Annotated in this window: 22 protein-coding genes and 1 riboswitch; of the genes, 13 read left to right on the top strand and 9 right to left on the bottom strand. The window is 36.8% G+C overall.

The genetic code is table 11. The features are described 5' to 3' along the window. Positions 1 to 58: 58 nt before the first annotated feature. Positions 59 to 1,606 carry an L-glutamate gamma-semialdehyde dehydrogenase gene (gene pruA / locus WAX78_RS20735; protein ID WP_336483910.1) on the top strand — a complete coding sequence of 516 codons (1,548 nt, stop codon included), beginning with the start codon at positions 59 to 61 and terminating at the stop codon, positions 1,604 to 1,606. 45 nt (positions 1,607 to 1,651) lie between these two features. Here pruA and WAX78_RS20730 read toward each other — a convergent pair whose 3' ends face one another. Beyond that, positions 1,652 to 2,068, bottom strand: coding sequence for a PH domain-containing protein (locus WAX78_RS20730; RefSeq protein ID WP_336483909.1), 417 nt, complete (start codon positions 2,066 to 2,068; stop codon positions 1,652 to 1,654). A gap of 395 nt (positions 2,069 to 2,463) precedes the next feature. After that, positions 2,464 to 3,027 carry a cysteine hydrolase family protein gene (locus tag WAX78_RS20725; protein ID WP_336483907.1) on the bottom strand — a complete coding sequence of 188 codons (564 nt, stop codon included), beginning with the start codon at positions 3,025 to 3,027 and terminating at the stop codon, positions 2,464 to 2,466. A gap of 195 nt (positions 3,028 to 3,222) precedes the next feature. Continuing rightward, positions 3,223 to 3,329, top strand: a riboswitch (SAM riboswitch). A gap of 118 nt (positions 3,330 to 3,447) precedes the next feature. On the opposite strand from WAX78_RS20725, the gene WAX78_RS20720 reads away from it, so the two are divergent. The 3 genes from WAX78_RS20720 to WAX78_RS20710 are packed head-to-tail and all read left to right on the top strand — an operon-like array spanning position 3,448 to position 6,004. Further along, a complete protein-coding gene (locus tag WAX78_RS20720; RefSeq protein WP_336483906.1) occupies positions 3,448 to 4,467 on the top strand; it encodes a methionine ABC transporter ATP-binding protein in 1,020 nt (339 codons plus the stop codon). Then, the gene (locus tag WAX78_RS20715; protein WP_336483904.1) at positions 4,457 to 5,122 is read left to right on the top strand and encodes a methionine ABC transporter permease; all 666 of its coding nucleotides are present in this window, start codon (positions 4,457 to 4,459) and stop codon (positions 5,120 to 5,122) included. The genes WAX78_RS20720 and WAX78_RS20715 overlap by 11 nt, the downstream gene beginning before the upstream one ends. 27 nt (positions 5,123 to 5,149) lie before the next feature. Next, positions 5,150 to 6,004, top strand: coding sequence for a MetQ/NlpA family ABC transporter substrate-binding protein (locus WAX78_RS20710; protein WP_336483903.1), 855 nt, complete (start codon positions 5,150 to 5,152; stop codon positions 6,002 to 6,004). Positions 6,005 to 6,233: 229 nt separating this feature from the next. On the opposite strand, the gene WAX78_RS20705 is transcribed toward WAX78_RS20710, so the two are convergent. The 3 genes from WAX78_RS20705 to WAX78_RS20695 form a co-directional block, all read right to left on the bottom strand. Then, a complete protein-coding gene (locus WAX78_RS20705) occupies positions 6,234 to 6,428 on the bottom strand; it encodes a DUF3926 domain-containing protein (RefSeq protein WP_336483902.1) in 195 nt (64 codons plus the stop codon). After that, on the bottom strand, positions 6,421 to 7,602 hold the full coding sequence (locus WAX78_RS20700) for an ArsA family ATPase (RefSeq protein ID WP_336483941.1): 1,182 nt from the start codon (positions 7,600 to 7,602) through the stop codon (positions 6,421 to 6,423). Before WAX78_RS20700 ends, WAX78_RS20705 begins: the two co-directional genes overlap by 8 nt. 76 nt (positions 7,603 to 7,678) lie before the next feature. Further along, positions 7,679 to 8,161, bottom strand: a complete 483-nt coding sequence (locus WAX78_RS20695; protein WP_336483901.1) for a MarR family winged helix-turn-helix transcriptional regulator — start codon at positions 8,159 to 8,161, stop codon at positions 7,679 to 7,681. A gap of 241 nt (positions 8,162 to 8,402) precedes the next feature. Here WAX78_RS20695 and WAX78_RS20690 point away from each other — a divergent pair, with 241 nt between their 5' ends. The 9 genes from WAX78_RS20690 to WAX78_RS20650 all read left to right on the top strand — a co-directional run bounded on the left by WAX78_RS20690 (position 8,403) and on the right by WAX78_RS20650 (position 18,734). Next, positions 8,403 to 8,636 (top strand): YiaA/YiaB family inner membrane protein, encoded by a 234-nt coding sequence (locus WAX78_RS20690; protein WP_336483900.1) that lies wholly within the window; start codon positions 8,403 to 8,405, stop codon positions 8,634 to 8,636. Between the two features lie 144 nt (positions 8,637 to 8,780). Further along, complete coding sequence (gene gatC, locus WAX78_RS20685) at positions 8,781 to 9,071, top strand: Asp-tRNA(Asn)/Glu-tRNA(Gln) amidotransferase subunit GatC (protein ID WP_017154187.1); 291 nt, start codon at positions 8,781 to 8,783, stop codon at positions 9,069 to 9,071. A gap of 15 nt (positions 9,072 to 9,086) precedes the next feature. Next, positions 9,087 to 10,544 carry an Asp-tRNA(Asn)/Glu-tRNA(Gln) amidotransferase subunit GatA gene (gene gatA / locus WAX78_RS20680; protein WP_336483899.1) on the top strand — a complete coding sequence of 486 codons (1,458 nt, stop codon included), beginning with the start codon at positions 9,087 to 9,089 and terminating at the stop codon, positions 10,542 to 10,544. Between the two features lie 14 nt (positions 10,545 to 10,558). Next, a complete protein-coding gene (gene gatB, locus WAX78_RS20675; RefSeq protein ID WP_336483898.1) occupies positions 10,559 to 11,989 on the top strand; it encodes an Asp-tRNA(Asn)/Glu-tRNA(Gln) amidotransferase subunit GatB in 1,431 nt (476 codons plus the stop codon). Between the two features lie 384 nt (positions 11,990 to 12,373). Further along, positions 12,374 to 13,276: a diacylglycerol kinase gene (locus tag WAX78_RS20670; RefSeq protein WP_336483897.1), complete on the top strand. Its 903-nt coding sequence runs from the start codon at positions 12,374 to 12,376 to the stop codon at positions 13,274 to 13,276. A 131-nt stretch (positions 13,277 to 13,407) separates the two neighbouring features. After that, positions 13,408 to 14,163 (top strand): HAD family hydrolase, encoded by a 756-nt coding sequence (locus WAX78_RS20665; RefSeq protein ID WP_336483896.1) that lies wholly within the window; start codon positions 13,408 to 13,410, stop codon positions 14,161 to 14,163. 156 nt (positions 14,164 to 14,319) lie between these two features. Continuing rightward, a complete protein-coding gene (gabT, locus tag WAX78_RS20660) occupies positions 14,320 to 15,681 on the top strand; it encodes a 4-aminobutyrate--2-oxoglutarate transaminase (RefSeq protein ID WP_336483895.1) in 1,362 nt (453 codons plus the stop codon). A 150-nt stretch (positions 15,682 to 15,831) separates the two neighbouring features. After that, positions 15,832 to 17,214, top strand: a complete 1,383-nt coding sequence (locus WAX78_RS20655) for a sigma-54 interaction domain-containing protein (protein ID WP_336483894.1) — start codon at positions 15,832 to 15,834, stop codon at positions 17,212 to 17,214. Between the two features lie 110 nt (positions 17,215 to 17,324). Next, positions 17,325 to 18,734 (top strand): NAD-dependent succinate-semialdehyde dehydrogenase, encoded by a 1,410-nt coding sequence (locus WAX78_RS20650; protein ID WP_413789217.1) that lies wholly within the window; start codon positions 17,325 to 17,327, stop codon positions 18,732 to 18,734. Positions 18,735 to 18,783: 49 nt separating this feature from the next. On the opposite strand, the gene WAX78_RS20645 is transcribed toward WAX78_RS20650, so the two are convergent. From WAX78_RS20645 to WAX78_RS20630, 4 genes are all read right to left on the bottom strand, one after another. Beyond that, the gene (locus WAX78_RS20645) at positions 18,784 to 20,013 is read right to left on the bottom strand and encodes an aminopeptidase (protein ID WP_336483892.1); all 1,230 of its coding nucleotides are present in this window, start codon (positions 20,011 to 20,013) and stop codon (positions 18,784 to 18,786) included. Between the two features lie 95 nt (positions 20,014 to 20,108). Continuing rightward, on the bottom strand, positions 20,109 to 21,200 hold the full coding sequence (locus WAX78_RS20640; RefSeq protein ID WP_336483891.1) for a polysaccharide deacetylase family protein: 1,092 nt from the start codon (positions 21,198 to 21,200) through the stop codon (positions 20,109 to 20,111). 69 nt (positions 21,201 to 21,269) lie between these two features. Beyond that, on the bottom strand, positions 21,270 to 22,388 hold the full coding sequence (locus tag WAX78_RS20635) for a polysaccharide deacetylase family protein (protein ID WP_336483890.1): 1,119 nt from the start codon (positions 22,386 to 22,388) through the stop codon (positions 21,270 to 21,272). A gap of 189 nt (positions 22,389 to 22,577) precedes the next feature. Next, positions 22,578 to 23,774: a NupC/NupG family nucleoside CNT transporter gene (locus tag WAX78_RS20630; protein WP_336483889.1), complete on the bottom strand. Its 1,197-nt coding sequence runs from the start codon at positions 23,772 to 23,774 to the stop codon at positions 22,578 to 22,580. Positions 23,775 to 23,833: the final 59 nt, after the last annotated feature.

Raw genomic sequence — 23,833 nt, 5'->3', positions numbered from 1 at the left:
ATCGTGTAGAATAATGTTGTATTATGTAAACGTTTTTTTCTAAGGGGAGGCTAAAATAATGGTAGTAGCATACAAACATGAGCCATTTACAGATTTTACAGTAGAGGCAAACAAAGTAGCGTTTGAAGAAGGTTTAAAGAAAGTAGAATCTTATCTTGGACAAGACTATCCATTAATTATTGGGGGAGAAAAGATCACTACAGACGATAAAATCGTTTCTGTAAATCCTGCAAATAAAGAAGAAGTCGTTGGCCGCGTTTCAAAAGCAAGTCGTGAATTAGCAGAAAAAGCAATGCAAGTAGCGGATGAAACATTCCAAACTTGGAGAAAAACGAAGCCAGAAATGCGTGCAGACATTTTATTCCGCGCAGCTGCAATCGTTCGCCGCAGAAAGCATGAGTTTTCCGCAATTCTTGTGAAAGAAGCAGGTAAGCCATGGAATGAGGCAGATGCTGATACAGCAGAAGCAATCGACTTCATGGAGTATTATGGTCGTCAAATGTTGAAATTAAAAGATGGCATTCCAGTAGAAAGCCGTCCAATTGAATATAACCGTTTCTCTTACATTCCATTAGGAGTAGGTGTTATCATTTCTCCTTGGAACTTCCCATTTGCAATCATGGCAGGGATGACAACAGCTGCAGTAGTGTCTGGTAACACGGTATTATTAAAACCAGCTAGTACAACACCTGTAGTAGCAGCGAAGTTTATGGAAGTATTAGAAGAAGCTGGCTTACCAGCAGGCGTAGTAAACTTCATTCCTGGTAGCGGATCTGAAGTTGGAGATTACTTAGTTGATCATCCTCGTACACGCTTCATCAGCTTCACTGGATCACGTGATGTTGGTATTCGTATTTACGAACGCGCAGCAAAAGTAAATCCAGGACAAATTTGGTTAAAACGTGTTATCGCTGAAATGGGCGGTAAAGATACAATCGTTGTTGATAAAGAAGCAGATCTTGAATTAGCAGCAAAATCTATCGTTGCATCTGCATTTGGTTTCTCAGGACAAAAATGTTCTGCATGTTCTCGTGCGGTAATCCATGAAGATGTATACGATCACGTATTAAATCGTGCAATTGAATTAACAAATGAATTAACAGTAGGAAACCCAGCTGTACAAGGTACAAACATGGGACCAGTTAACGACCAAGCTGCATTCGATAAAGTAATGAGCTACGTTGCGATTGGTAAAGAAGAAGGTAAACTTGTAGCAGGTGGCGAAGGTGATGATTCTCAAGGTTGGTTCATCAAGCCAACAATCATCGCTGACGTTGCAGAAGATGCTCGTCTTATGAAAGAAGAAATCTTCGGACCAGTTGTAGCATTCTGCAAAGCAAAAGATTTTGATCATGCACTTGCAATTGCGAACAATACTGAATACGGTTTAACAGGAGCTGTTGTTTCTAATAACCGTGAACATATTGAAAAAGCACGTGAAGACTTCCACGTTGGTAACTTATACTTCAACCGTGGATGTACTGGTGCAATCGTAGGTTACCAACCATTCGGTGGCTTTAACATGTCTGGTACAGATTCTAAAGCTGGTGGACCTGACTATATAGCATTACACATGCAAGGAAAAACTACTTCTGAAACTCTATAAGAAGTATAAGAAAGGCCTTCTCAACCGAGAAGGCCTTTTTGTGTATTAAATAGAATGATCTTGAAGAAGTGGACATTTTTCTTGTACTTTTTCTATAAATAAATCGGGGTCTTTTGGTAATGATATGAGCGCTATATCATAATTGCTATAAGTAATTTCTAATCGCTTAAACGTCCAGGCGGGAGCAGAAAGTAAGTTGTATGTATATCTGATGTTAGTTATTTCGTGAAGTGGAATCATAATTTTGACAAAGCCAAATACAGCAACGAGACGTGTATTCGTAATCTCGTGATAAGAATGAAATAATGCCCATAGAAGCATAAGTATAATAGGTAAAATGATAATACCTATTATAATAGAGCCTACATCAGCCTTTTCATTAAAAAAGAGAATAAAAGGTATTGGGCATAATGCAATAATGAGTAAGGCAAGTAGTGGATTTCGTTGAATTGGAAATCTCATTCGTTGCACCTCCTTCTTTATCATTTTACCTTATTTTGGTTTTTTTGATTAATTTAAATAAAAAACACACAAAATGACAAGAAAATTTGACCCATTCGTCATATTTCCTTGTATAAATTTTATAAATTTCCTGTATAATACAATTTGAAGGAAAATCTATGATTAGACAAGAAGACACCGCTTTCAGTTTGCTCGCTGAAGGCGGTGTTTCTTTTTTTATACCTTAATAAGAATATAGAATTATAGGAAATGAAAATGTACTAGAATACAAATTTGTCCCGCTATTCGCGGGCCCCCCGCCTTCGCTTTTCTACAGAAGCTAGGTGGGGGATAAAGAAAACCCCCACTGATGGAAGAGTAAGAGAAGTGAAACGATACAAAGAAAATCCCTTTGGTTAAGACCAAAGGGATTTTTCATGTTGTAAAAACTCTTCTGTGCTAATTACCTTAGCATACACTTCATTTAAAGAAGCTAGAATTGTATTGTGAATGTATACAGCTGGAATAGAAACATTTTTAAAGATTAAGTCTTTCGTTGCACATGCATCATGTATCACTGTACATGTAAAGCCAAAATCAAAGGCAGCTCGTACTGTAGCATCAATGCACATATGAGTCATCATGCCGCATATAACAACTTGTTCGATCTGTAAATCTTGTAATTCTTGGAATAGAGAAGTTTCTCGAAAACTATTTGGATAATGTTTCAATATGACTGTTTCTTGCAGCAAAGGACGAACATTCTCATGAATGTGTATACCTTCTGTATTTGGAAGAAAAAATGTTGCATTTTCGCGAGTGGAAACATGCTGGATATGAAAAATAGGCTGATTTGTTTCACGGAAATGTTGAAGTATGCGTTTTGCATATTCACTTGCTTCGCTAGCATTTCGCAGTTCCATCTTTCCGTTTGGAAAATAATCGTTTTGGATATCAACGAGTAAAAGAGCAGTTTTCATTTCAGTTACAGCCTCCAGTTTTGATTTTGTATTCGTTTAATTATTCCATTATTTTAGAGAGTTTTCCTTTTAGAAAAATGTGAGATAAAGAAATTTACATTAAATTAAAACTGAAAAGTTTAATTTTTTAGTTGACTCTTACTTTTCAGAGTTTTATAATGAAAATTAATTAAATGACAACTAAATCGATATGAATTCTTATCCAGAGAGGTGGAGGGACTGGCCCTATGATACCTCAGCAACGGATTCTTTTGAATACCGTGCTAATTCCAGCAAGCTCTTTGGAGCTTGGAAGATAAGAAGATGTGAGCGTAGCATATTCAAGTGCCCTTCTTCTTATGAAATTGGATAAGAAGAAGGGCATTTTTTATTTGCCTCAAGAATGACTTGGAGTTGTTACAGCAAATAGGAGGGAATAGGATGATTTCATTCGACAGAGTGAGTAAAGTTTATGAGTCGAGCGGTCAATCTGTACATGCGGTGGAAGATGTATCCTTAACGATTGAGCAAGGGGAAATTTTCGGTATTATCGGTTTTAGTGGTGCCGGGAAAAGTACACTTTTACGTTTAGTCAATATGTTAGAGCGTCCAACATCAGGTATTGTGTCTATTGATGGGAAAGATATTACATCGTTATCGACAAAAGAGTTACGACGGTTGCGTCAAAGGATTGGGATGATCTTTCAAAGCTTTAATTTGTTCCATTCACGAACAGTATATGGAAATATTGCTTATCCACTCAAATTAGCGAAGTTACCAAAGAATGAAATTAAAAGGCGAGTAACAGAATTATTACAATTTGTCGGATTAGAAGATAAGGCGAATTATTATCCAGAGCAATTATCTGGAGGGCAGAAACAGCGCGTTGGCATCGCAAGAGCACTTGCTACATACCCAGATGTACTAATTTGTGATGAAGCTACATCGGCATTGGACCCAGAAACAACGTCAGAAATTTTAAATCTATTAAAAAAGGTAAATAAAGAATATAAGGTTACAATTCTTCTTATTACGCATGAGATGCATGTTGTAAAAGAAATTTGTCACCGGGTTGCTGTTATGGAAAAGGGAAAGGTGATTGAAGAAGGCACGATTTTTGATGTATTTACAAGACCGAAAACAAAAACGACACAAAACTTCGTAAGGTCTGTTATTAATGATCACTTACCAGAGAGTGTAATCGCTAAAATTCAAAATGGAGGACTCATTTACCGTATAACATTTACAGGTGAAGCAACAGGACAGCCGTTATTGTCCTATATTGCTAAGCATTATCACGTGGATGTAAATGTACTCTATGGAAATATTATTGAATTACAAGGTATTTTATTTGGGAATCTTCTTGTTGAACTACAAGGAGAGGCAAAAGAAATTCAAAAGGCAATTCAGCATCTACGCTTGCAAGTTCAATTGAAGGAGGTCGAAAGTCGTGCAAGTTGATTGGAGTACATTTTGGCCGCGGATTGTAGATGCGACTGGGGATACGGTATTAATGGTTATTGCTACCCTTATATTCGCTACAATTCTTGGTATACCTCTAGGTTTACTTTTATATGTAACAAGAAAAGGTAATTTTTTAGAAAATAAACTGGTCTTTTCTATCCTTAATATTGTTATTAATACGATTCGTCCTATTCCGTTCATTATCTTTTTAGTAGCTCTTAGTCCTGTGACGCGTGCTGTTATTGGAACAACGATTGGAACAGCTGCTGCCATTTTTCCAATGACAGTTGTTGCTTCTATTGGAATTGCCAGAATGGTAGAAACGAACCTTGTTTCTGTTCCGAAGGGAGTTATTGAGGCAGCCCAAGCAATGGGAGCTTCTCCGTTAAGAATTGTTTTTGAAATTCTCGTTCCAGAAGCTTTAGCACCATTAATTTTAGGGGTTACGTTTATGACAGTTGCACTAATTGAATTTTCAGCAGTAGCCGGTCTAGTTGGCGGCGGCGGTCTAGGAGATTTATCAATGACATACGGATATCAACGTTTTGATACATCCGTTATGTTTGTAACAGTTGTATTATTAATCATTCTTGTACAAATTGCGCAAAACTTAGGGAATTATTTTGCGAAGAGATTTTTACGTAGATCATAAATCAGAAAAAGAAAAGAGGAAAATGAAATGAAAAAAATATTAGCATTTGCACTTTCAGCCCTTGTGAGTGTATCGGTATTGAGTGGTTGTGGGAAAGATTCAAAAGAAGCAGCCGCGAAGGAAAAAGTGGTTCGTATTGGTGTAACTGGATCAGACGGGGAATCATGGAATATCCTCAAAAAGAAAGCTGAAAAAGAAGGAATTAAAATTAAGCTAGTCGAGTTCTCTGATTATACTACACCAAATAAAGCGTTAGCCGATGGAGATATTGAACTAAATGCCTTTCAACATATTGCATTTCTAGAGCAGTTTAAAAAAGAACATAAACTAGATATTACAGCAATTGGTACAACGCAAATTGCCCCAATGGGATTATTCTCAGAAAAGTATAAGAAACCAAGCGACATTCCAAATGGTGCAGAAATTGCAATTCCGAATGATCCAACAAACCAAGCTCGCGCGTTAAAACTTCTCGATGCAGCTGGATTATTAAAATTGAAAAAAGATTTTGGTTTATTTGGTGATCCAAGTGGTATTGTTGAAAATCAAAAAAAATTAAAAATCACACCGGTTGTAGCGCAGCAAACACCGCGCGTATTAAAAGACGTAGCAGCATCTGTTATTAACAATGGCGTAGCAGGACAAGCAAAACTTGATCCAGTGAAAGATGCTATTTTCTTAGAAGATCCAAAGAATGATAGTGCAAAACCATACTTAAACATTTTTGCTGCTCGTACGAAAGACAAAGATAACGCAACATACAAAAGGATTATTGAATTGTATCACTCTAAAGAAGTAGAAGAAGCACTAAAGAAAGAAACAAATGGTGGATCTATTTCTGTGAATCTTCCATTGAAAGAGATTGAGAAGATTGTGAAATAATATTGGGTTTAATTAATTATCAGATGAGCCCCCTCTGCTGATAAGTAGTTCAACATATAGCACCTAACAGACAATACCCTAATTTTGTACCCTCTAATTCTGTGAAATATAGAATCTCATATTTGTTAGGTATAGCAAGTAGAAGAGGCCAAGATTTTTCTTGGTCTCTTCTTATATAGTTATCCCGCATTAACGCGCAGTAAAATCCTCCACTGATGGAAGTTTCACTTTATTCAATTGTCACACGTTTTAAAGAGGTTTCCGCAGGGTGTTTCTGTTCTTGTATATAGGAAGTTAGCTCTTCATGAAACATGTTCAGCACCTCGTTTGCTCGCTGCTGAAGCGGGGCAGGTAATTCGTTTATCACATACGCTCCAATCTCAATTTTCGTCCGAATTATTTTCCGCAATAAATCTTCACGCATGAACAACACCTCCAAATCGAATGTTGAGTACATCACCTTCAAATTTTGCTCCTTGGATGGACAAATGCGTTAATGTTTTTGGTAAGGTAATGTTTCGTTTGACGGAACCAGCGCGAATAATAAGTTCGTCACCTTTTTGATTTAAAGAGAGTTCACTTTTATCAGAGAACGGAATCGAAAGAACAAAAATATATTCGTCCCCGTTCTTTGTTACATATTGCGTCCGTCCGTTGAATTTCACTGCAGTTGGATCCGAATCATTTTTAAACAAAGCATCCCCAACACGCTCTAACATAGATAAACCAACTACTTCCTGTTCAAACATTGGTGCTTCATAAATAGGAAGCGGCTGAAAACTATCTTGAATCAATGCTTTATATTTCTTTTGTGTATCTTTCCAGGCCTGAAAATAAGAATCTGTGACAGTGTCAGGAATGATGCGATTAATCATGATGGCATCAACATTGTAGTCATATAAGTTTAAATATGTGAAGCTACGCTGTGCTTCTTTAATAACCATTTTTTCTGGATTTACAACAACACGAATACTTGTTACTTCTCGGTTGGATAAAATATCTCTCATTTCACCAAGCTGTTCGAGAGTATGAGTTAATTCACCCATGACATCATCGGTAGGAAGAGGGAATCCAATAAGAGGCTGTGCAACAGGACGTACAACTTTTAATACTTTACGTTTAATTGGAAAGAGTTTTTCCATCCACCAGCCGAGCATATCGGGGAAACTTAGCATAGCTAATGTTTCACCAGTGGGAGCACAATCAATAATGATGACATCGTATGTTTTTTGCTTATAGTAATCTAATACACGTAGTAAGCTAATTAAATCTTCCATACCTGGGAACATAGTAAGTTCCTCTGTAGTAATATCGTCAGCTGCTTTTGATGTAAACAGTAATGTAATATATTTTTGCAGTTTACCCCAGCCCTTTTCCATTTCATAGATTGTATTAATTTCTTGCGCCCATAGGTTTTCACGGATTTCTTGTGGCTCTGAAGACAGTTTCATCCCAAAGGAATCTCCTAAGCTATGTGCAGGGTCTGTACTCATGACTAACGTTTTTAACCCTTGTTTTGCACTTTTGATTGCTGTTGCTGCTGAAATACTTGTTTTTCCTACGCCGCCTTTACCTGTGTATAAAATAATTCTCATTATTCATATCCCCTTTGTTTCGTTAGTCGAATATTACGAGAGTCGAAATATATATATGAATAAAAACCCATAAAGGGCTTTACTCAATCGGAATGTTTTTCATTTTAGGTGAAGTAAGCTTTTCTTCTGTTTTTTGTTGCGATGTAGCAATGTGATTCATTATTTTCTGGAAGATTTGCAGTAAAAATGCTTTTTCTTCTTCAGATAGCGCTTCTGTTACAAGGTTAAAGTAATGAGCAGCATTTTGCTTTACTTCTTCTACAAGCTCTAGGCCAGTTTCCGTTAAACGAATCAATACAATGCGACGATCGCTTTCACTTCGGTAGCGCTCAATATATCCTTTTTTTACGAGACGATTGACTACACCTGTTGTTGTACTCATTGGAATATCGAGAAGTTCCGCAATTTTACTCATCGTAATGTCTGTATTTCGCTCCATCCATAGTAGACAAAATACTTCTGTTTTTGAAAGTGATAAATCAAGGCTTACCCATTCTTCTGGATAGAAAAGCTTCTTGGCGTTATCAAGCAGTAAGTCTAAAAAATGTTCGTATTGCAGCAATTATTTCCACTCCCGTATATTTCGAGGTTCGTAATATTTATTATCATTCTATGTTCAATTTCAATAAATGTCAAATGATTATTTTTGACTTTTCAGACTATATCCATTTTGTTCTTTATAAAGAATCATATGTATGCTAGAGTAATACAAAAGATAGGGTATTTTACATGAGATTGTATAGTATGAATGGTAGTATATCCACCTAATAATGGATTAGGTAATGATAAGGGGGAGAAGAACAATGAGAAGGAGAAACACTCAAGCGTTCACGTTTTTAGCATGGATATCTTTCGTTTGTGCGCTTTCTGGCATGTTAATTGGTATATATACGCTAGATGAACCACTTAGTGTAAAAGGATACTATTTAATAGGTACATTATTTCTAACAATGTCATGTTTTGTACTGCAAAAAACAATTCGTGATAATGAGGAAGATAATGAACATATTCCGAAAAAAGAACCGATTGAGAAATGATAAAGTGACATGGAAGGCAAAAGCCTTTCTTTTTTTATGTAAAAATGCTGTAAGTCCCATGTGTTCACTTGCTTGAACTACTGAAAATTTGGTATCATCAATAGTATTGTAGATTGTACGATATATTATGGAGGTGGCCTAGCCGTGTCAAGAATTTCCGTTGAGAATGTAAAGCATGTTGCGCATTTAGCACGTCTTGCAATTACAGATCAAGAAGCAGAAAAATTTCAAAAACAACTCGATGCAATTGTTACATTTGCTGAGCAGTTAAATGAATTAGATACAACAAACGTAAAACCAACAACTCACGTACTAGATATGAAGAATATTATGCGTGAAGATGTACCTGAAAAAGGTTTACCAGTTGAAGAAGTATTAAAAAATGCACCGGATCACAAAGATAATCAAATCCGTGTTCCAGCAGTTTTAGAATAGAGGAGGGGAATTTCGATGTCATTATTTGATCGTTCTGTATCAGAGTTACATAAAAAATTACAAAGCAAAGAAATTTCCGTTACGGATTTAGTAGACGAATCTTACAAACGTATTGCGGATGTTGAAGATAACGTAAAAGCGTTTCTTACATTAGATGAAGAAAATGCACGTGCAAAAGCGAAAGAATTAGATGCGAAGTTAGGCGCTGAAGATAATGGTTTACTATTTGGTATGCCGATTGGTGTGAAAGATAACATCGTAACAAAAGGTCTTCGTACAACGTGTGCGAGTAAAATATTAGCAAATTTCGATCCAATTTACGATGCAACAGTTGTGCAAAAGCTAAACGCTGCTGACACAATTACAATCGGTAAATTAAACATGGACGAGTTTGCAATGGGTTCTTCTAATGAAAACTCTGGTTTTTATGCAACAAAGAATCCATGGAATTTAGATTATGTTCCAGGTGGATCTAGTGGTGGTTCTGCAGCAGCAGTAGCGGCAGGAGAAGTATTGTTCTCTTTAGGTTCTGATACAGGTGGTTCGATCCGTCAACCGGCTGCATATTGCGGCGTTGTTGGTTTAAAACCAACATATGGTCGTGTATCTCGCTTCGGTTTAGTTGCGTTTGCATCTTCACTTGACCAAATTGGACCGATTACACGTACAGTAGAAGACAATGCATACTTACTGCAAGCTATTTCAGGTGTTGACCGCATGGATACAACTTCTGCAAGCATTGAAGTTGGTAACTACTTAGCTGGTTTAACAGGTGACGTAAAAGGCTTACGCATTGCTGTACCAAAAGAATATTTAGGTGAAGGTGTTGGCGAAGAGGCTCGTGAGTCCGTACTAGCTGCTTTAAAAGTGTTAGAAGGCATGGGCGCAACTTGGGAAGAAGTGTCACTTCCACACTCTAAATATGCATTAGCAGCATACTATTTAATTTCTTCTTCTGAAGCGTCTGCTAACCTTTCACGTTTTGATGGCGTACGTTACGGCGTTCGTTCTGATAATGTGAATAACTTAATGGATCTTTATAAGAATACACGCAGCGAAGGCTTCGGTGACGAAGTAAAACGTCGTATTATGCTTGGTACATTTGCACTTAGCTCTGGTTACTATGATGCATATTACAAAAAAGCACAACAAGTACGTACATTAATTAAAAATGACTTTGAAAATGTATTTGCAAACTATGACGTTATTATTGGGCCAACAACGCCAACTCCAGCGTTTAAAGTGGGCGAAAAAATCGATGATCCAATGACAATGTATGCAAATGACATTTTAACAATTCCAGTAAACTTAGCAGGTGTTCCAGCAATTTCTGTTCCATGTGGATTCGGCGCGAACAACATGCCTCTTGGACTGCAAATTATTGGTAAACACTTCGATGAAGCAACAATTTATCGCGTTGCACATGCGTTCGAGCAAGCAACAGATTATCATACAAAAAAAGCAAGTCTGTAAGGAGGCGAGCATAGATGAATTTTGAAACAATTATCGGTTTAGAGGTTCACGTTGAGTTAAAAACAAATTCGAAAATTTTCTCTGCGAGTCCAACAGAATTCGGAGCGGATCCAAATACGCAAACAAGTGTAATTGACTTAGGATATCCTGGGGTGCTTCCAACTCTAAATAAAGAAGCAGTTAACTTTGCAATGAAAGCTGCAATGGCATTAAACTGTGAAATCGCAACAGAAACAAAATTTGACCGTAAAAACTATTTCTATCCAGATAACCCGAAGGCTTATCAAATCTCTCAATTTGATAAACCAATTGGGGAAAATGGTTGGATTGAAATCGAAGTAGACGGCAAAAAGAAACGTATCGGTATTACACGTCTTCATTTAGAAGAAGATGCTGGTAAATCAACGCATACAAGCGAAGGATACTCCCTAGTAGACTACAATCGCCAAGGTATGCCGTTAATCGAAATCGTATCTGAGCCAGATATGCGTACACCAGAAGAAGCGTATGCATATTTAGAAAAACTAAAATCAATCATTCAATATACAGGCGTATCTGATTGTAAAATGGAAGAAGGTTCTCTTCGCTGTGATGCGAACATTTCTCTTCGTCCAGTTGGACAAGAAAAATTCGGTACAAAAGCAGAACTGAAAAACTTAAACTCTTTCACTTACGTACAAAAAGGTCTTGAGTTTGAACAGGCACGTCAAGAAAAAGAACTATTATCTGGTGGTATCATCCAACAAGAAACACGTCGTTATGATGAAGCAACGAAGAAAACAATCTTAATGCGTGTAAAAGAAGGGTCTGACGATTACCGTTACTTCCCAGAGCCAGATTTAGTTGAACTTTACATCGATGATGAGTGGAAAGAGCGCGTACGTGCTTCTATTCCTGAACTTCCAGATGCTCGTAAAATACGTTATGTTGAAGAACTTGGCTTACCAGCTTATGATGCACACGTATTAACATTAACGAAAGAGATGTCTGATTTCTTCGAAGCAACAGTTGTAGATGGTGCAGACGCGAAATTAACATCAAACTGGTTAATGGGTGAAGTACTAGCATACTTAAACAAACAACAAAAAGAATTAAAAGATGTAGCATTAACACCAGCTGGTTTGTCTAAAATGATTCAATTAATTGAAAAAGGTACAATTTCGTCTAAAATTGCGAAAAAAGTATTTAACGAATTAATTGAAAAAGGCGGAGACCCAGAAGAGATCGTAAAAGCAAAAGGTCTTGTTCAAATTTCTGACGAAGGAGCGCTTCGTCAGATCGTAACAGAGATTCTTGATAATAACGAACAATCTATTGAAGACTTCAAAAACGGTAAAGACCGTGCAATTGGTTTCTTAGTTGGTCAAATTATGAAAGCAACAAAAGGACAGGCAAATCCACCGCTTGTTAATAAAATCTTACTTGAAGAGATTAATAAACGATAAGCTGGAAAACAACAAAGATTAAACAGAAAAACACCCAAATATGGGTGTTTTTCTGAGTTAATCAAACGTTTGTTTAAATAATATTTCGTTTAAATAAACGTTTGATTAACTGACAAATATAAGGAAAATGCCTTCCGTTAAGTATGGTATGATAGTTGCAAAAAGGTTGTAATAATGATAAATCTAAATCTAGAGGTAATTTTTTCATGATATGATATGAAATAAATGTTGATTTAGTGTTAACAATGAAACTATATGCTTTGTCAGGTTTAAGGAAGTATATGTAGAATTGAGAGGAGGGTATGCATAGGAATGCTAAGCAAATGCTTGGCGGCTATTCCTTTCCCTTTTTGATGAATGAGGGTTTTCCTGTGCTAATGTTATATGAAACGTGCAAGAATTATTTATAATCCAACTTCTGGTCGCGAGTTATTTAAGAAGAACTTACCAGAAGTACTACAAAAATTAGAGAAAGCAGGGTATGAAACGTCATGTCATGCGACGACAGGCCCTGGAGATGCGACTGTGGCAGCGAGGCAAGCGGCAGAGCGAAAGTTTGATGTTGTGATTGCAGCAGGCGGCGATGGTACGTTAAATGAAGTTGTGAATGGCTTAGTTGGAAATGAACATCTTCCCAAATTTGGAATTATTCCAGTTGGAACGACAAATGACTTTGCCAGAGCGATTGGTGTACCGCGTTCAATCGAAGAAGCTACTGATATCATTTGCGCTGGTCAAACGGTACCTCTCGATCTTGGAAGAGCAAATGATACATACTTTATTAATATTGCAGGCGGTGGCCGCATAACCGAATTAACATATGAAGTACCAAGTAAGTTAAAAACAGTACTTGGACAACTTGCGTATTATTTAAAAGGTATTGAAATGTTACCATCTTTACATCCAACATATGTAGAAATTGAATATGATGGAAAGTTATTGCAAGAAGAAATTACAATGTTTTTGATTACAAATACACGATCAGTCGGCGGCTTTGAAAAAGTAGCGCCGTATGCCTCTATTAATGATGGTTTGTTTGATTTGTTAATATTAAAAAAAGGATCGATTGCGGATTTAATTAAAGCGGCATCACAAGCGCAGCGCGGTGAGCATATAAATAATCCGAAAGTATTATATACACAAGCAAATCGAATTAAAGTACATTCAACAGAAAAATTAATGATTAATTTAGATGGTGAATACGGCGGGGATGCACCGATGGAGTTTGAAAATGTGTATCACTGTTTGGAATTATTTATTCCAGAACAAAAAGAAACTACCTTGTAAAAGGTAGTTTTTTGTAAAGAGTGTAAATTGGTGTTTTGTTGTTTCTTTATTGTATCTTTACAATTCCTTCATAGTTCATATATATTCCCTTGTTACAATAAAGGTGAGTAACAAAGGGGAGGTAGGAGGTTATGGGGGAAATGAAAGCAATTTTATTTGATAAAGATGGTACATTAATGGATTTTCATTCCATTTGGGTAAAAGTTGCAGAGGAAGTTGTTGCAGAGCTAATCCGAACATATAAACTACCTACAACGTTACAAACAACGTTGCTGCAAGAGATTGGCGTAGAAGAAATGTTTGTGAATCCGCATAGTGTATTAGCTGCGGGAACAAGTATGGATTTAGCATATATTTTTTGTAAGTATGTCCCATCAATTTCTGTAACTGAAATGCGAGAATGGATAAGTGAAAAGTTATTTTTCTTTATGTATAAGCAGCGTTCGCATATGAAAATGACAGCAGATTTACCAAAGTTACTAACAAAATTAAAGGAACAAGGGTATATTCTCGGTGTTGTAACAGCAGACGATTATGAACCTACTCAGTTATTTCTACAGCAATATCAACTACAATCGTTTTTCGAATTTATTGTAACGTCAGATACATTTCCAGCACAAAAACCAAATAAACAAATTGTAGACGTATTTTGTGAGCAGTTTCAACTGCATCCTTCTGAAGTTGTGATTGTAGGAGATACACCAACAGATATGTATTTGGCTCAAAATAGTGGAGCGGGTTATGCGATTGGTGTTCTTTCAGGAACAGGCGATAAAGAAACGTTAGATCCATTATCTGATATATTGTTGCCATCTGTAGGGGAGCTAATTTCTGATTCTGGTAAGTTAGTATGGAATGAAACGGAAAAATTCATGGTAAATAGATAGAAATCTTTTGAATAAGTCTACAAAGACTCGATTTAAGTCTTTGTAGACTTATTTTTTATGTCAAAATCTATAGAAATATAGGAGTACAGTGTGCTTTAAAGTTGGCATGGATTTTGCATTATAAAAAGCAAATCATTAAAAGAGGTGGAATATACAATGAAAACAAATTTTGCTAAAGTTAATCAAAATATTCCGGGTTCAAAAGCAGCTTCATTATTTGAACGCCGCCAAAATATCGTACCAAGAGGAGTAAGTAATGGAATTCAAACATTTGTACAATCGGCTCATGGGGCGCTTGTTACAGATGTGGATGGAAATCAATTTATCGACTTTGCTGGGGCAATCGGTACAATCAACGTCGGACATTGTCACCCGACTGTTACAGAGGCTCTTCATAAGCAAATCGATCAATATATCCATACCGGTTTTAACGTAATGATGTATGAGTCGTATATTGAATTAGCAGAAAAACTAGCTGCGTTAGCACCAGGTGCTTTTGATAAACAGGTATTGTTTTTAAACAGTGGAGCTGAAGCTGTTGAAAATGCAGTGAAAATTGCTCGTAAGTATACGAAGCGAACAGGAATTATTGCATTTTCAAAAGGGTTTCACGGTCGTACATTAATGACGATGACAATGACAAGTAAAGTAAAGCCGTATAAGGATGGATTTGGTCCGTTTGCACCAGAGGTTTATAAAGCTCCATTCCCTTACGAATATCGCCGTCCAGCTGGATTAACAGAAGAACAATATGAAGATTTTATCATTGAAGAGTTTAAAAACTTTTTAATCACAGAGGTTGCGCCGGAAAGTATTGCAGCTGTTGTGATGGAGCCTGTACAAGGAGAAGGCGGCTTTATCGTTCCTGGTAAAAAGTTTGTGAAAGAAGTACATCGTTTATGTGCTGAACATGGCATTTTGTTTGTTGCTGATGAAATTCAAACAGGATTTGGCCGTACGGGTAAATATTTTGCTATTGACCATTATGATGTAGTACCAGATCTAATTACTGTGTCTAAATCGCTAGGAGCTGGTGTACCAATTAGTGGTGTAATTGGTCGAAAAGAAGTAATGGATGCGGCTGCACCCGGTGAATTAGGCGGAACGTATGCTGGAAGTCCATTAGGATGCAGTGCTGCATTAGCTGTTCTTGAAGTGATGGAGAAGGAAAATTTAAATGAACGTGCTATGCATATTGGAAAAGAAGTAATGGATCGTTTTCACCAAATGGCTGAAAAATATGAGTGCATCGGTGATGTTCGCGGATTAGGAGCAATGTGTGCCTTTGAATTAGTAAAAGATAAAGTAACGAAAGAGCCAGATAAAGCGTTAGCTTCAAGTCTTACTGCAGAAGCAAATAAGAGAGGTTTATTGCTATTAACGGCAGGCGCATATGGAAATGTCGTTCGCGTTTTAATGCCGCTTGTTATTACAGATGAGCAACTTGAAGAAGGGCTTAACATTCTTGAAGAATCGCTTCAAGCTTGTTATGGAAAAGTAGATAAAGCACACGTATAAGCTAAAAGCGTATTGAGTTTCCTGTAAAATATTCATTTTAAAAACTTGTTTGCAACTGTTCCAGCGCTCCCTGTTATATAATAATGACAAAGTATTATATATAAATTGGACGTATTTGAGTATCTATTTAAACTTCAGGGAGTGACTGGAATGGTGGCGGAAAAGGAACGAGTATTTATGGATTTAAAAGATGTATTTGAACATGCATTTGATGAGATTTTTGTAACAGATGAGAAAGGTATTGTTGTTCGTGTCAACAGCATGTGCGAAAGACATTACCAGTTACCAGCAGAAAAATTGATTGGTAAGAGTGTAAAAGAGTTACAAAAGGAAGGGATTTTTTATCCGTCTGCAACACTTGAAGTCATCGAAAAAGGGAAGCCGATTGAATTAGTGCAGACAACAAAGTCAGGGGAATACTTACATGTTCGAACACGTCCGGTTTTCGATGATCACGGTAATATAAGAAGGGTCATTAGTTACTCGCGCGATTTAACAGAGCTCTATCAATTGCGAAAAAAGGTAGAGACAATGACGGACCAATTAAAAACGTATAAAAAAGAATTACGAGAAACATATGAGCATGAAGGGCTTATTTTTAAAAGTGCAGCTATGCAGAGGATAGTTGAAACAATCAAAAAAGTATCCGTAGTAGATAGCACGGTTCTTGTTTTAGGAGAAACAGGAGTTGGAAAAAGTAGATTAGTACGCCATTTACATGAACTTAGCCATCGTAAAAATGAAATGTTTTATGAAATCAATTGCGCAGCCTTGCCAACAAATTTAATTGAATCTGAACTGTTTGGATATGCCAGTGGTTCTTTTACAGGTGCACATCGCGAAGGGAAAAAAGGGATTTTAGAACTGGCTCATAAAGGAACGCTCTTTTTAGATGAAATTGGAGAAATGCCTCTTGAAATTCAAGCGAAGCTGTTACAAGTATTACAGGAAAAAACATTTCGCCCAGTAGGAGGCAGAGAATTAAAAAAAGTAGATGTGCGCATTGTGGCTGCAACGAATAGAAATTTGAAAGAAATGGTGAAACAGGGGACGTTTCGAAAGGATTTATATTACCGCCTGAATGTGATTCCGATTTATATTCCTCCTTTACGTGAGAGACAAGAAGATATTTTACCACTAGTCTATTATTACCTGCAGCATTTTAATGAGAAGTATGGGCGTAATGTGAAGCTATCTCCGCATGTATTACAAGCATTTTTAGAATATCCTTGGGAAGGAAATAACCGAGAAATAGAAAATGTGATGGAACGTGTTGTTATTACTACGGATGAGCTCGTTACAATGGAAGACTTACCATTATCTATGCAAAATTCTACAATTGAACAATCCGGAAAAAGTTTGTATGAAATGTTAGAGGAAGTAGAGCGCAATATTATTTTAAAAACGTATAAAGCACATCAATCAAGCTACAAAGTAGCAGAGACTTTAAAAATTAGTCAGTCCGCAGCAACTAGAAAAATTAAAAAGTTTATTGGAGAAGAACTTCTCATTGGCGGAGAAGAAGGAATTTAAAAAAGTACCATTGCATTTGGATGTTTCTTTTGTGATTGGTACAGTAAATATAAAGGAGGATGAAAAGGTTGGATAAAAAAACAATGGCTATCAATTTAGATAAGAAAGCAATGTATATTAATGGGGAATTCGTTCATTTACATGAACAAATTGAAATTAACAATCCGGCTACACAAGAAGTATTTGCTACTGTTCCAAAAGGAGGAGTAACTGAAGCAAAGCAAGCGGTAGATGCTGCACATGAAGCATTTAAGACTTGGTCAAAGCTAACGGCAGCTGAGCGTGCGAACAAATTGAAAAAGTGGTTCACATTAATTGATGATCATAAAGAAGAAATTGCAGCTATTATGACAAAGGAACAAGGAAAACCATTCGCAGAAGCGCTTGGTGAAGTAAACTATGCGAATAGCTTTGTAGAATGGTATGCAGAAGAAGGGAAGCGCGTATATGGTCAAATGATTCCTGCTTCTCATCCTAATAAGCGCATCCTTGTATCGAAACAGCCTGTTGGGGTAATTGCAGCAATTACGCCATGGAACTTTCCAGCAGCTATGATTACAAGAAAAGTGGGGCCAGCATTAGCAGCGGGATGTACGGCGGTCGTGAAGCCAGCGAGCCAAACGCCATTAACAGCATTAAAACTAGCTGAGCTTGCACATGAAGCAGAAATTCCAAAAGGTGTCTTAAATATCGTAACAGGAAGTGCGAAAGCTATTGCTGATACATGGATGAATGATGGACGTGTGAGAAAAGTATCCTTTACTGGATCAACGGAAATTGGAAAAGAATTGATGCGTGGTGCAGCTGAAACAGTGAAAAAAGTTTCATTAGAATTAGGTGGTCATGCACCGTTTATTGTAATGAATGATGCAGATTTAGATAAGGCTGTGGAAGCAGTAATCGGCTCAAAATTCCGTAATGCTGGTCAAACGTGCATTTGTACGAATCGAGTTTTTGTTCAAGAAGATGTGTATGAAAAATTCGTAGAGAAGTTCCAAACAGCTGTAGGAGAACTAAAAGTAGGTGACGGTTTTGCAGCAGGCACGACTGTCGGACCGCTTATTGATGAGTCAGCTGTTGAAAAAGTGCAAGAACATATAGAAGATGCGATTCAAAAGGGTGGAAAGGTACTTAATGGCGGACAAAAGATCACAGAATTAAACGGCCATTTTGTTCAACCAACTGTAATCGGCGAAGCAAATGATGATATGTTATGTATGACAGAAGAAACGTTTGGACCACTGGCACCTGTTGCGAAATTTAAAACAGCTGAAGAGGTAATTGAGCGTGCAAATAACACGCCATATGGTTTAGCGGCATATATCTTTACAACAAATATTAGCCAAGCATTCCAAATTAGCGAAGCATTGGAATACGGAATTATTGGCTTAAATGATGGTCTTCCATCTGTTGCACAAGCTCCATTTGGCGGATTTAAAGAAAGTGGTATTGGCCGTGAAGGCGGTCACTTTGGAATTGAAGAGTATTTAGAAATTAAATATATTTCATTAGGATTATAAAAAAAATCGCATCAACGAAACCGTTGATGCGATTTTTTTAGTACGCTTATTAGAATGCCCAGTTTCCTTTACGGAAGATTGGTTCATGTGTACCATCTGCTGTAATACCGTCAATATCTAACTCAGCAGAACCGATCATAAAGTCTACGTGTGTAATACTAGAGTTTGCACCGTTTTCTGCAAATTCTTCTTTAGACATCGTTTTACCGCCGTCTAAGTTAAATGCATAGGCATTACCAATTGCTAAATGACAAGATGCATTTTCGTCAAATAGCGTATTGTAGAATAAAATATTTGTATTAGAAATAGGTGAGTCGTAAGGTACTAATGCAACTTCTCCTAAGAAGTGAGAACCTTCATCTGTTTCGATTAAATGTTTTAATGTTTCTTCACCAGCTTCAGCTTTGAAGTCTACGATGCGGCCGTTTTCAAATGTAAGCGTAAAGTTATCGATAACATTTCCTGCATAAGCTAATGGTTTTTTACTTGTTACATAGCCGTTTACACCTGTTTTTAATGGCATTGTAAATACTTCTTCTGTTGGAATGTTTGCCATGAATGGTACATTCTTTTCGTTAATGCTGCCAGCACCTACCCATAAATGCTTTTCAGGAAGTTCGATTGTTAAATCTGTTCCTGGTCCTTTATAGTACAGTGATTTATAGTGTTTGTCGTTTAAATAGTCTACTTTCGTATGTAAGTTACTGTTATGTTCGTTCCAAGCTTGAACAGGATTTTCTAAATCAGCACGAGTTGCTTTGAAAATTGCATCCCATAATTTTGCTACTTGTTCTTCTTCCGGTACATCAGGGAATACTTTTGCTGCCCATTCTATCGTTGGAACAGAAATAACGCACCAGCTTACTTTATCAGCCATCATATATTCGCGAACTGCTTTCATTGCTTCTCCAGCTGCTCGATTTGCGCTAGCAATGCGCTTTGGGTCTACACCTTTTAATAAATCAGGGTTTTCCGCGTAAATGGATAAAAATGCTGCTCCTTCTTTTGCTAGTTCTTCACGTGCACGCGCTTTCCATGCAGGAAATTCAGAGAATGCTTCTTCTGGTGCTAAGTCGAATTTTAAGCGTGTTAAATTTTCATCAACCCAATCGACATACACATGCTTTGCACCGGACTCATAAGCTTTCTTTGTAACAAGACGAACAAATGGAGCAGCTTCAATTGGCGCGCCAATATTTAATGTTTGTCCTGGTTGAATATTTACTCCGACATTTACTGCTAGAGCAGCATACTTTTCTAACGTTTGTTCAAATGACATATATATTCTCCTTTACGTAAATAGTTCTTATGTACATAATACAGGAAAATTCTGAAAATATAAATAGAACCCGATTGGAATCGGGTTCTATTTTCTTATTTAATTGCCAGCGCAAACTGTTCCACTGTTGTTGAGTTATGAATGCGGACGCGTTTTATACGTAACAATTCATCTGGCTCGCCTTTTTCAATAAATTGACCGGGTTTTGTTGTTGTTGCAAATTGGTAATATTTTTTTGTTTCAGCAACAACGCGGTCATTTACATGACCAAATGGATAAGCGATAGCGATAACGGGTTTTCCTGTAATCTTTTCGAGTTTTTCCTTTGAACCTTTTAGCTCTTCTTCATAGTTTGTAATTTTCGGCAAGTCCGCATGTGTTTCTGTATGAGACTGAACAGAGAAAATGCCGGAATCTATCATTTCTTTTATATCTGCTGTAGATAGTGAGCCTTCTGTATCGATGGAATTGATAATTGCATATTCTGTCGCGGTTGGCTTGAATTTATCATCTTTCAGCTTTTGTAAAATATGAAAGGCATTCAAATTATTTTTCATACCATCATCAAATGTAACAAAAATCGGTTTGTTGACTTTGTTAATGTCCCCCCAGCGTTCAAAAGTTAACAATGTGTAGCCGTTGTCTTTTAAATATTGCATTTGCGCTTCAAAGTTAGCAGGAGATACAAACAGATCTTTCAGGCCATTGCCTTCTTTATAATCATCAATCGCATGGTACATTAGAACCGGTGCGTATTGCTGGAAAACAATTGCTGATGTTGTAAGTGGAATGGTTTTTCCATCTTCTTTTACACCATTTGCTTCAATTTGATACTCACCGCGTTTTTCTTCAAACTCTTTTAGATCAAACGGTAAAGAAAAAGAGTTCTCTTTTTCTTTAGAAGAAAATGTTTTTGCGCTCTCTTTTCCGTCAGCAGTGCGCCAAATTTTATATTGTACTTCCGTAATTGGAGTTTTTACATCTTTCGTATATAAAACTGTATTTTTTGATTCGTATGTAATCGGATTCCAAGAAATAGTTCCTTGTGGCTGCACTTTCTCTTCTGTTTTCTTTTTTGTTTGCTGTTCAGCAGCTTGAACTTCTTTTTTTGGATCTTGTTGAGGTGCATGACTACAACCAGAGATAAACAGCGTAGACAGTAATATAGTTGAAATATATTTTTTCATCGTGTAAGCATCCTTTAATCAAAATGTATAAAAAGAGCTGGTCTTTACAATGCAGCAGTTTTAAAATCGTTAACTGCGTTCTTTTACCAATGCTGCAAATTGTGCCATTGATGTTTTAGGTCCGACAAAATGTCGTTTAATTAAATATTGTTCGTTCGGCTCACCTTTTGTAATATGACTTCCATGATTTGTCGTCACGGCAAACTCATAATATTTTTTCGTTTCTGCAATAGTTTGATCATTATAAGAGCCTACAGGGTAAGCAAGAGCAATTACTTTTTTACCAGTAATACTTTCGATTTTTTCTTTTGATCCATGTAATTCTTCATCGTAATTACTTGCATAAGCCATCATAGTATGATTGGCTGTGTGTGATTGTATGGAGAAGATACCGGAATTTAACATTTGTTTAATATCATCTGTTGATAGACGATTTGGCGTATCGATTGTATTCGAAACAAGAAACTCTGTCGCTGCTGGCTGAAATTTATCATCTCTTAAATTTTGTAAAATATGAAGGGCATTCATATTATTTTTTCGCCCGTCATCAAATGTTACAAAGACAGGCTTATTGACGCGGTTAATATCGCCCCAACGTTCAAACGTCAGCATTGTATACCCATTATCTTTTAAATACTTCATATGTGCTTCGAATTGTTCTGGGGGCACATATAAGCCTAACTCACCATCACCTGGTCCTGAATATTTTTCAATCGCATGATACATTAGAAATGGTACGTATTGTTGAAAGGTAATTGTAGATTTAGCAAGAGGTACTTGTGTGCCGTCTTCTTTTATTCCTGTTGTTTCAATTTGATATTCCCCGCGTTTCAAATTGAAGGTTTTTAAGTGGAATGGGAAAGCAAAGTTATGTTCTTTTTCTTGAGATGAAAAGGTTTGTTTGCTTTCAGGGCCATCAGCAGTGCGCCAAACATTGTATTGTACTTGTTTAAACGCATCTTGTAAATTAGTCATATAGAGCACCGTATTTTTTGCATCAGGTGCAAATGGCTCCCATGTTATGTTTCCTTGCGTTAAGGGAACAGTTACTGTTTTTGCTTCAACTTTTTTCGGTTCCATTTTTTTCTCAGCGGTTGCATCTTTTTTCTGTTTATCACCAGTTACACTAGTGTTGCAACCTGTGAGAATGGTAGAAGAAAGTAAAGCAATTAGTACATATTTCTTCATTATATCCATCCTTCTATTGTGTATTATACCCTTGTTAATCATATCACTCTCAAATATAGAGGGAAATATCCTTTTTTGGTTAATTACGACAAAAATACTGTATTTTCTTAGCTTATGAGCAAAATGTAAAATTTGTGTGAAGAAAACAAAAAGAAACTCCCTATTTTAAATAGGGAGTTTCTTGCATAGTTAAATAAATAATCCTGCGATTGTTGCAGATAAAATAGAAGCCAGTGTCGAAGCAAAAAGGAGTTTCCATCCAAAGCGTGATACAATGCGCCCTTGTTTTTCAGATAGGGCACGAATTGTACCGACAATTGCACCGATTTGACTAATGCTTGCAAAGCTGATTAAGAAGACTGTAACAATCCCAACTGTACGCGGGGATAAGGTAGTTATGATTTTCTTTAAATCTAGAATAGCAACGAATTCGTTTAATGCAATTTTTGTCCCCATAATACCGCCGGCAGAAATCACATCGTGTGCTGGAATTCCCATTAAGAATGCAAACGGTGAAAGAATGTAACCGAAAATTTGTTGTAGTGTAATTTTATGACCAAGTGCGCCTGATGCGTAAGAAATTACGAAGTTTACAACTTCCATTACACCAATAAATGCAATCATTAATGCCGCAACAATTCCAGCTACTTTTAAACCGTCTAATGCACCGTTAATCAGCGCGTCGATTAAGCTGTTGCCAAAAAGATTTTTATCGAACTTTTGCAGTTTTTCATCTTCTTGCGCCGTATCAACTGGTGTTAATAGTGAACAAACAATGAGACTAGAGAATAAGTTCAGCGGCAGGGCCACTAATACGTATTTTGTATCTAACATCATCACATAAGATGCTGTGACAGAAGCGGATACAGAGCTCATTGCTGAACAGCAAATGATAAACATTCGATTAGCATTAAAATGCTGCAGGTCATTTTTTATAACAAGTAATGCTTCGCTTGATCCAAAGAAGACAGAGTTTACAGCGTGGAACGATTCCACACGTGGCAAACCTGTAATTTTCGAAATCGCACCGCCAACAACGCGAACGATGAAAGGTAAAACACCAAGATAACTAAAAATAGATAGTAGTGCTGAGAAAAAGACAATAATTAATAATACATTGAAGAAAAAGACAAAATCTTTATGAATTCCGTTAAATAAAAAGTCTACACCCGTAGTACCAAGTTTAATCAATTTATTGAAGACCTTACCGATCCAAACAATAATTTGCTGACCAGTTTTTGTACCAAATACAAACCAACCAATTAAAACTTGGAAAACAAGCATAATAATAATAGCGCGGAAATTAACTTTTGCTCTGTTGTTAGATAAAGCAAAACAAATTCCTAATACAGCAAGAATGCCGATGATACTCATTACATAGTGCACAAAATTTTCTCCTTTCAGACGCTGTTAAGTAAATAGAAGAGTGAACCTCAAAGGTTCCA

This window comes from Bacillus yunxiaonensis (assembly GCF_037104695.1).
Taxonomy (GTDB): domain Bacteria; phylum Bacillota; class Bacilli; order Bacillales; family Bacillaceae_G; genus Bacillus_A; species Bacillus_A yunxiaonensis.
Note: the sequence above shows the minus strand (reverse complement) of the source record. Positions and strands in the feature narration are given on the sequence as shown.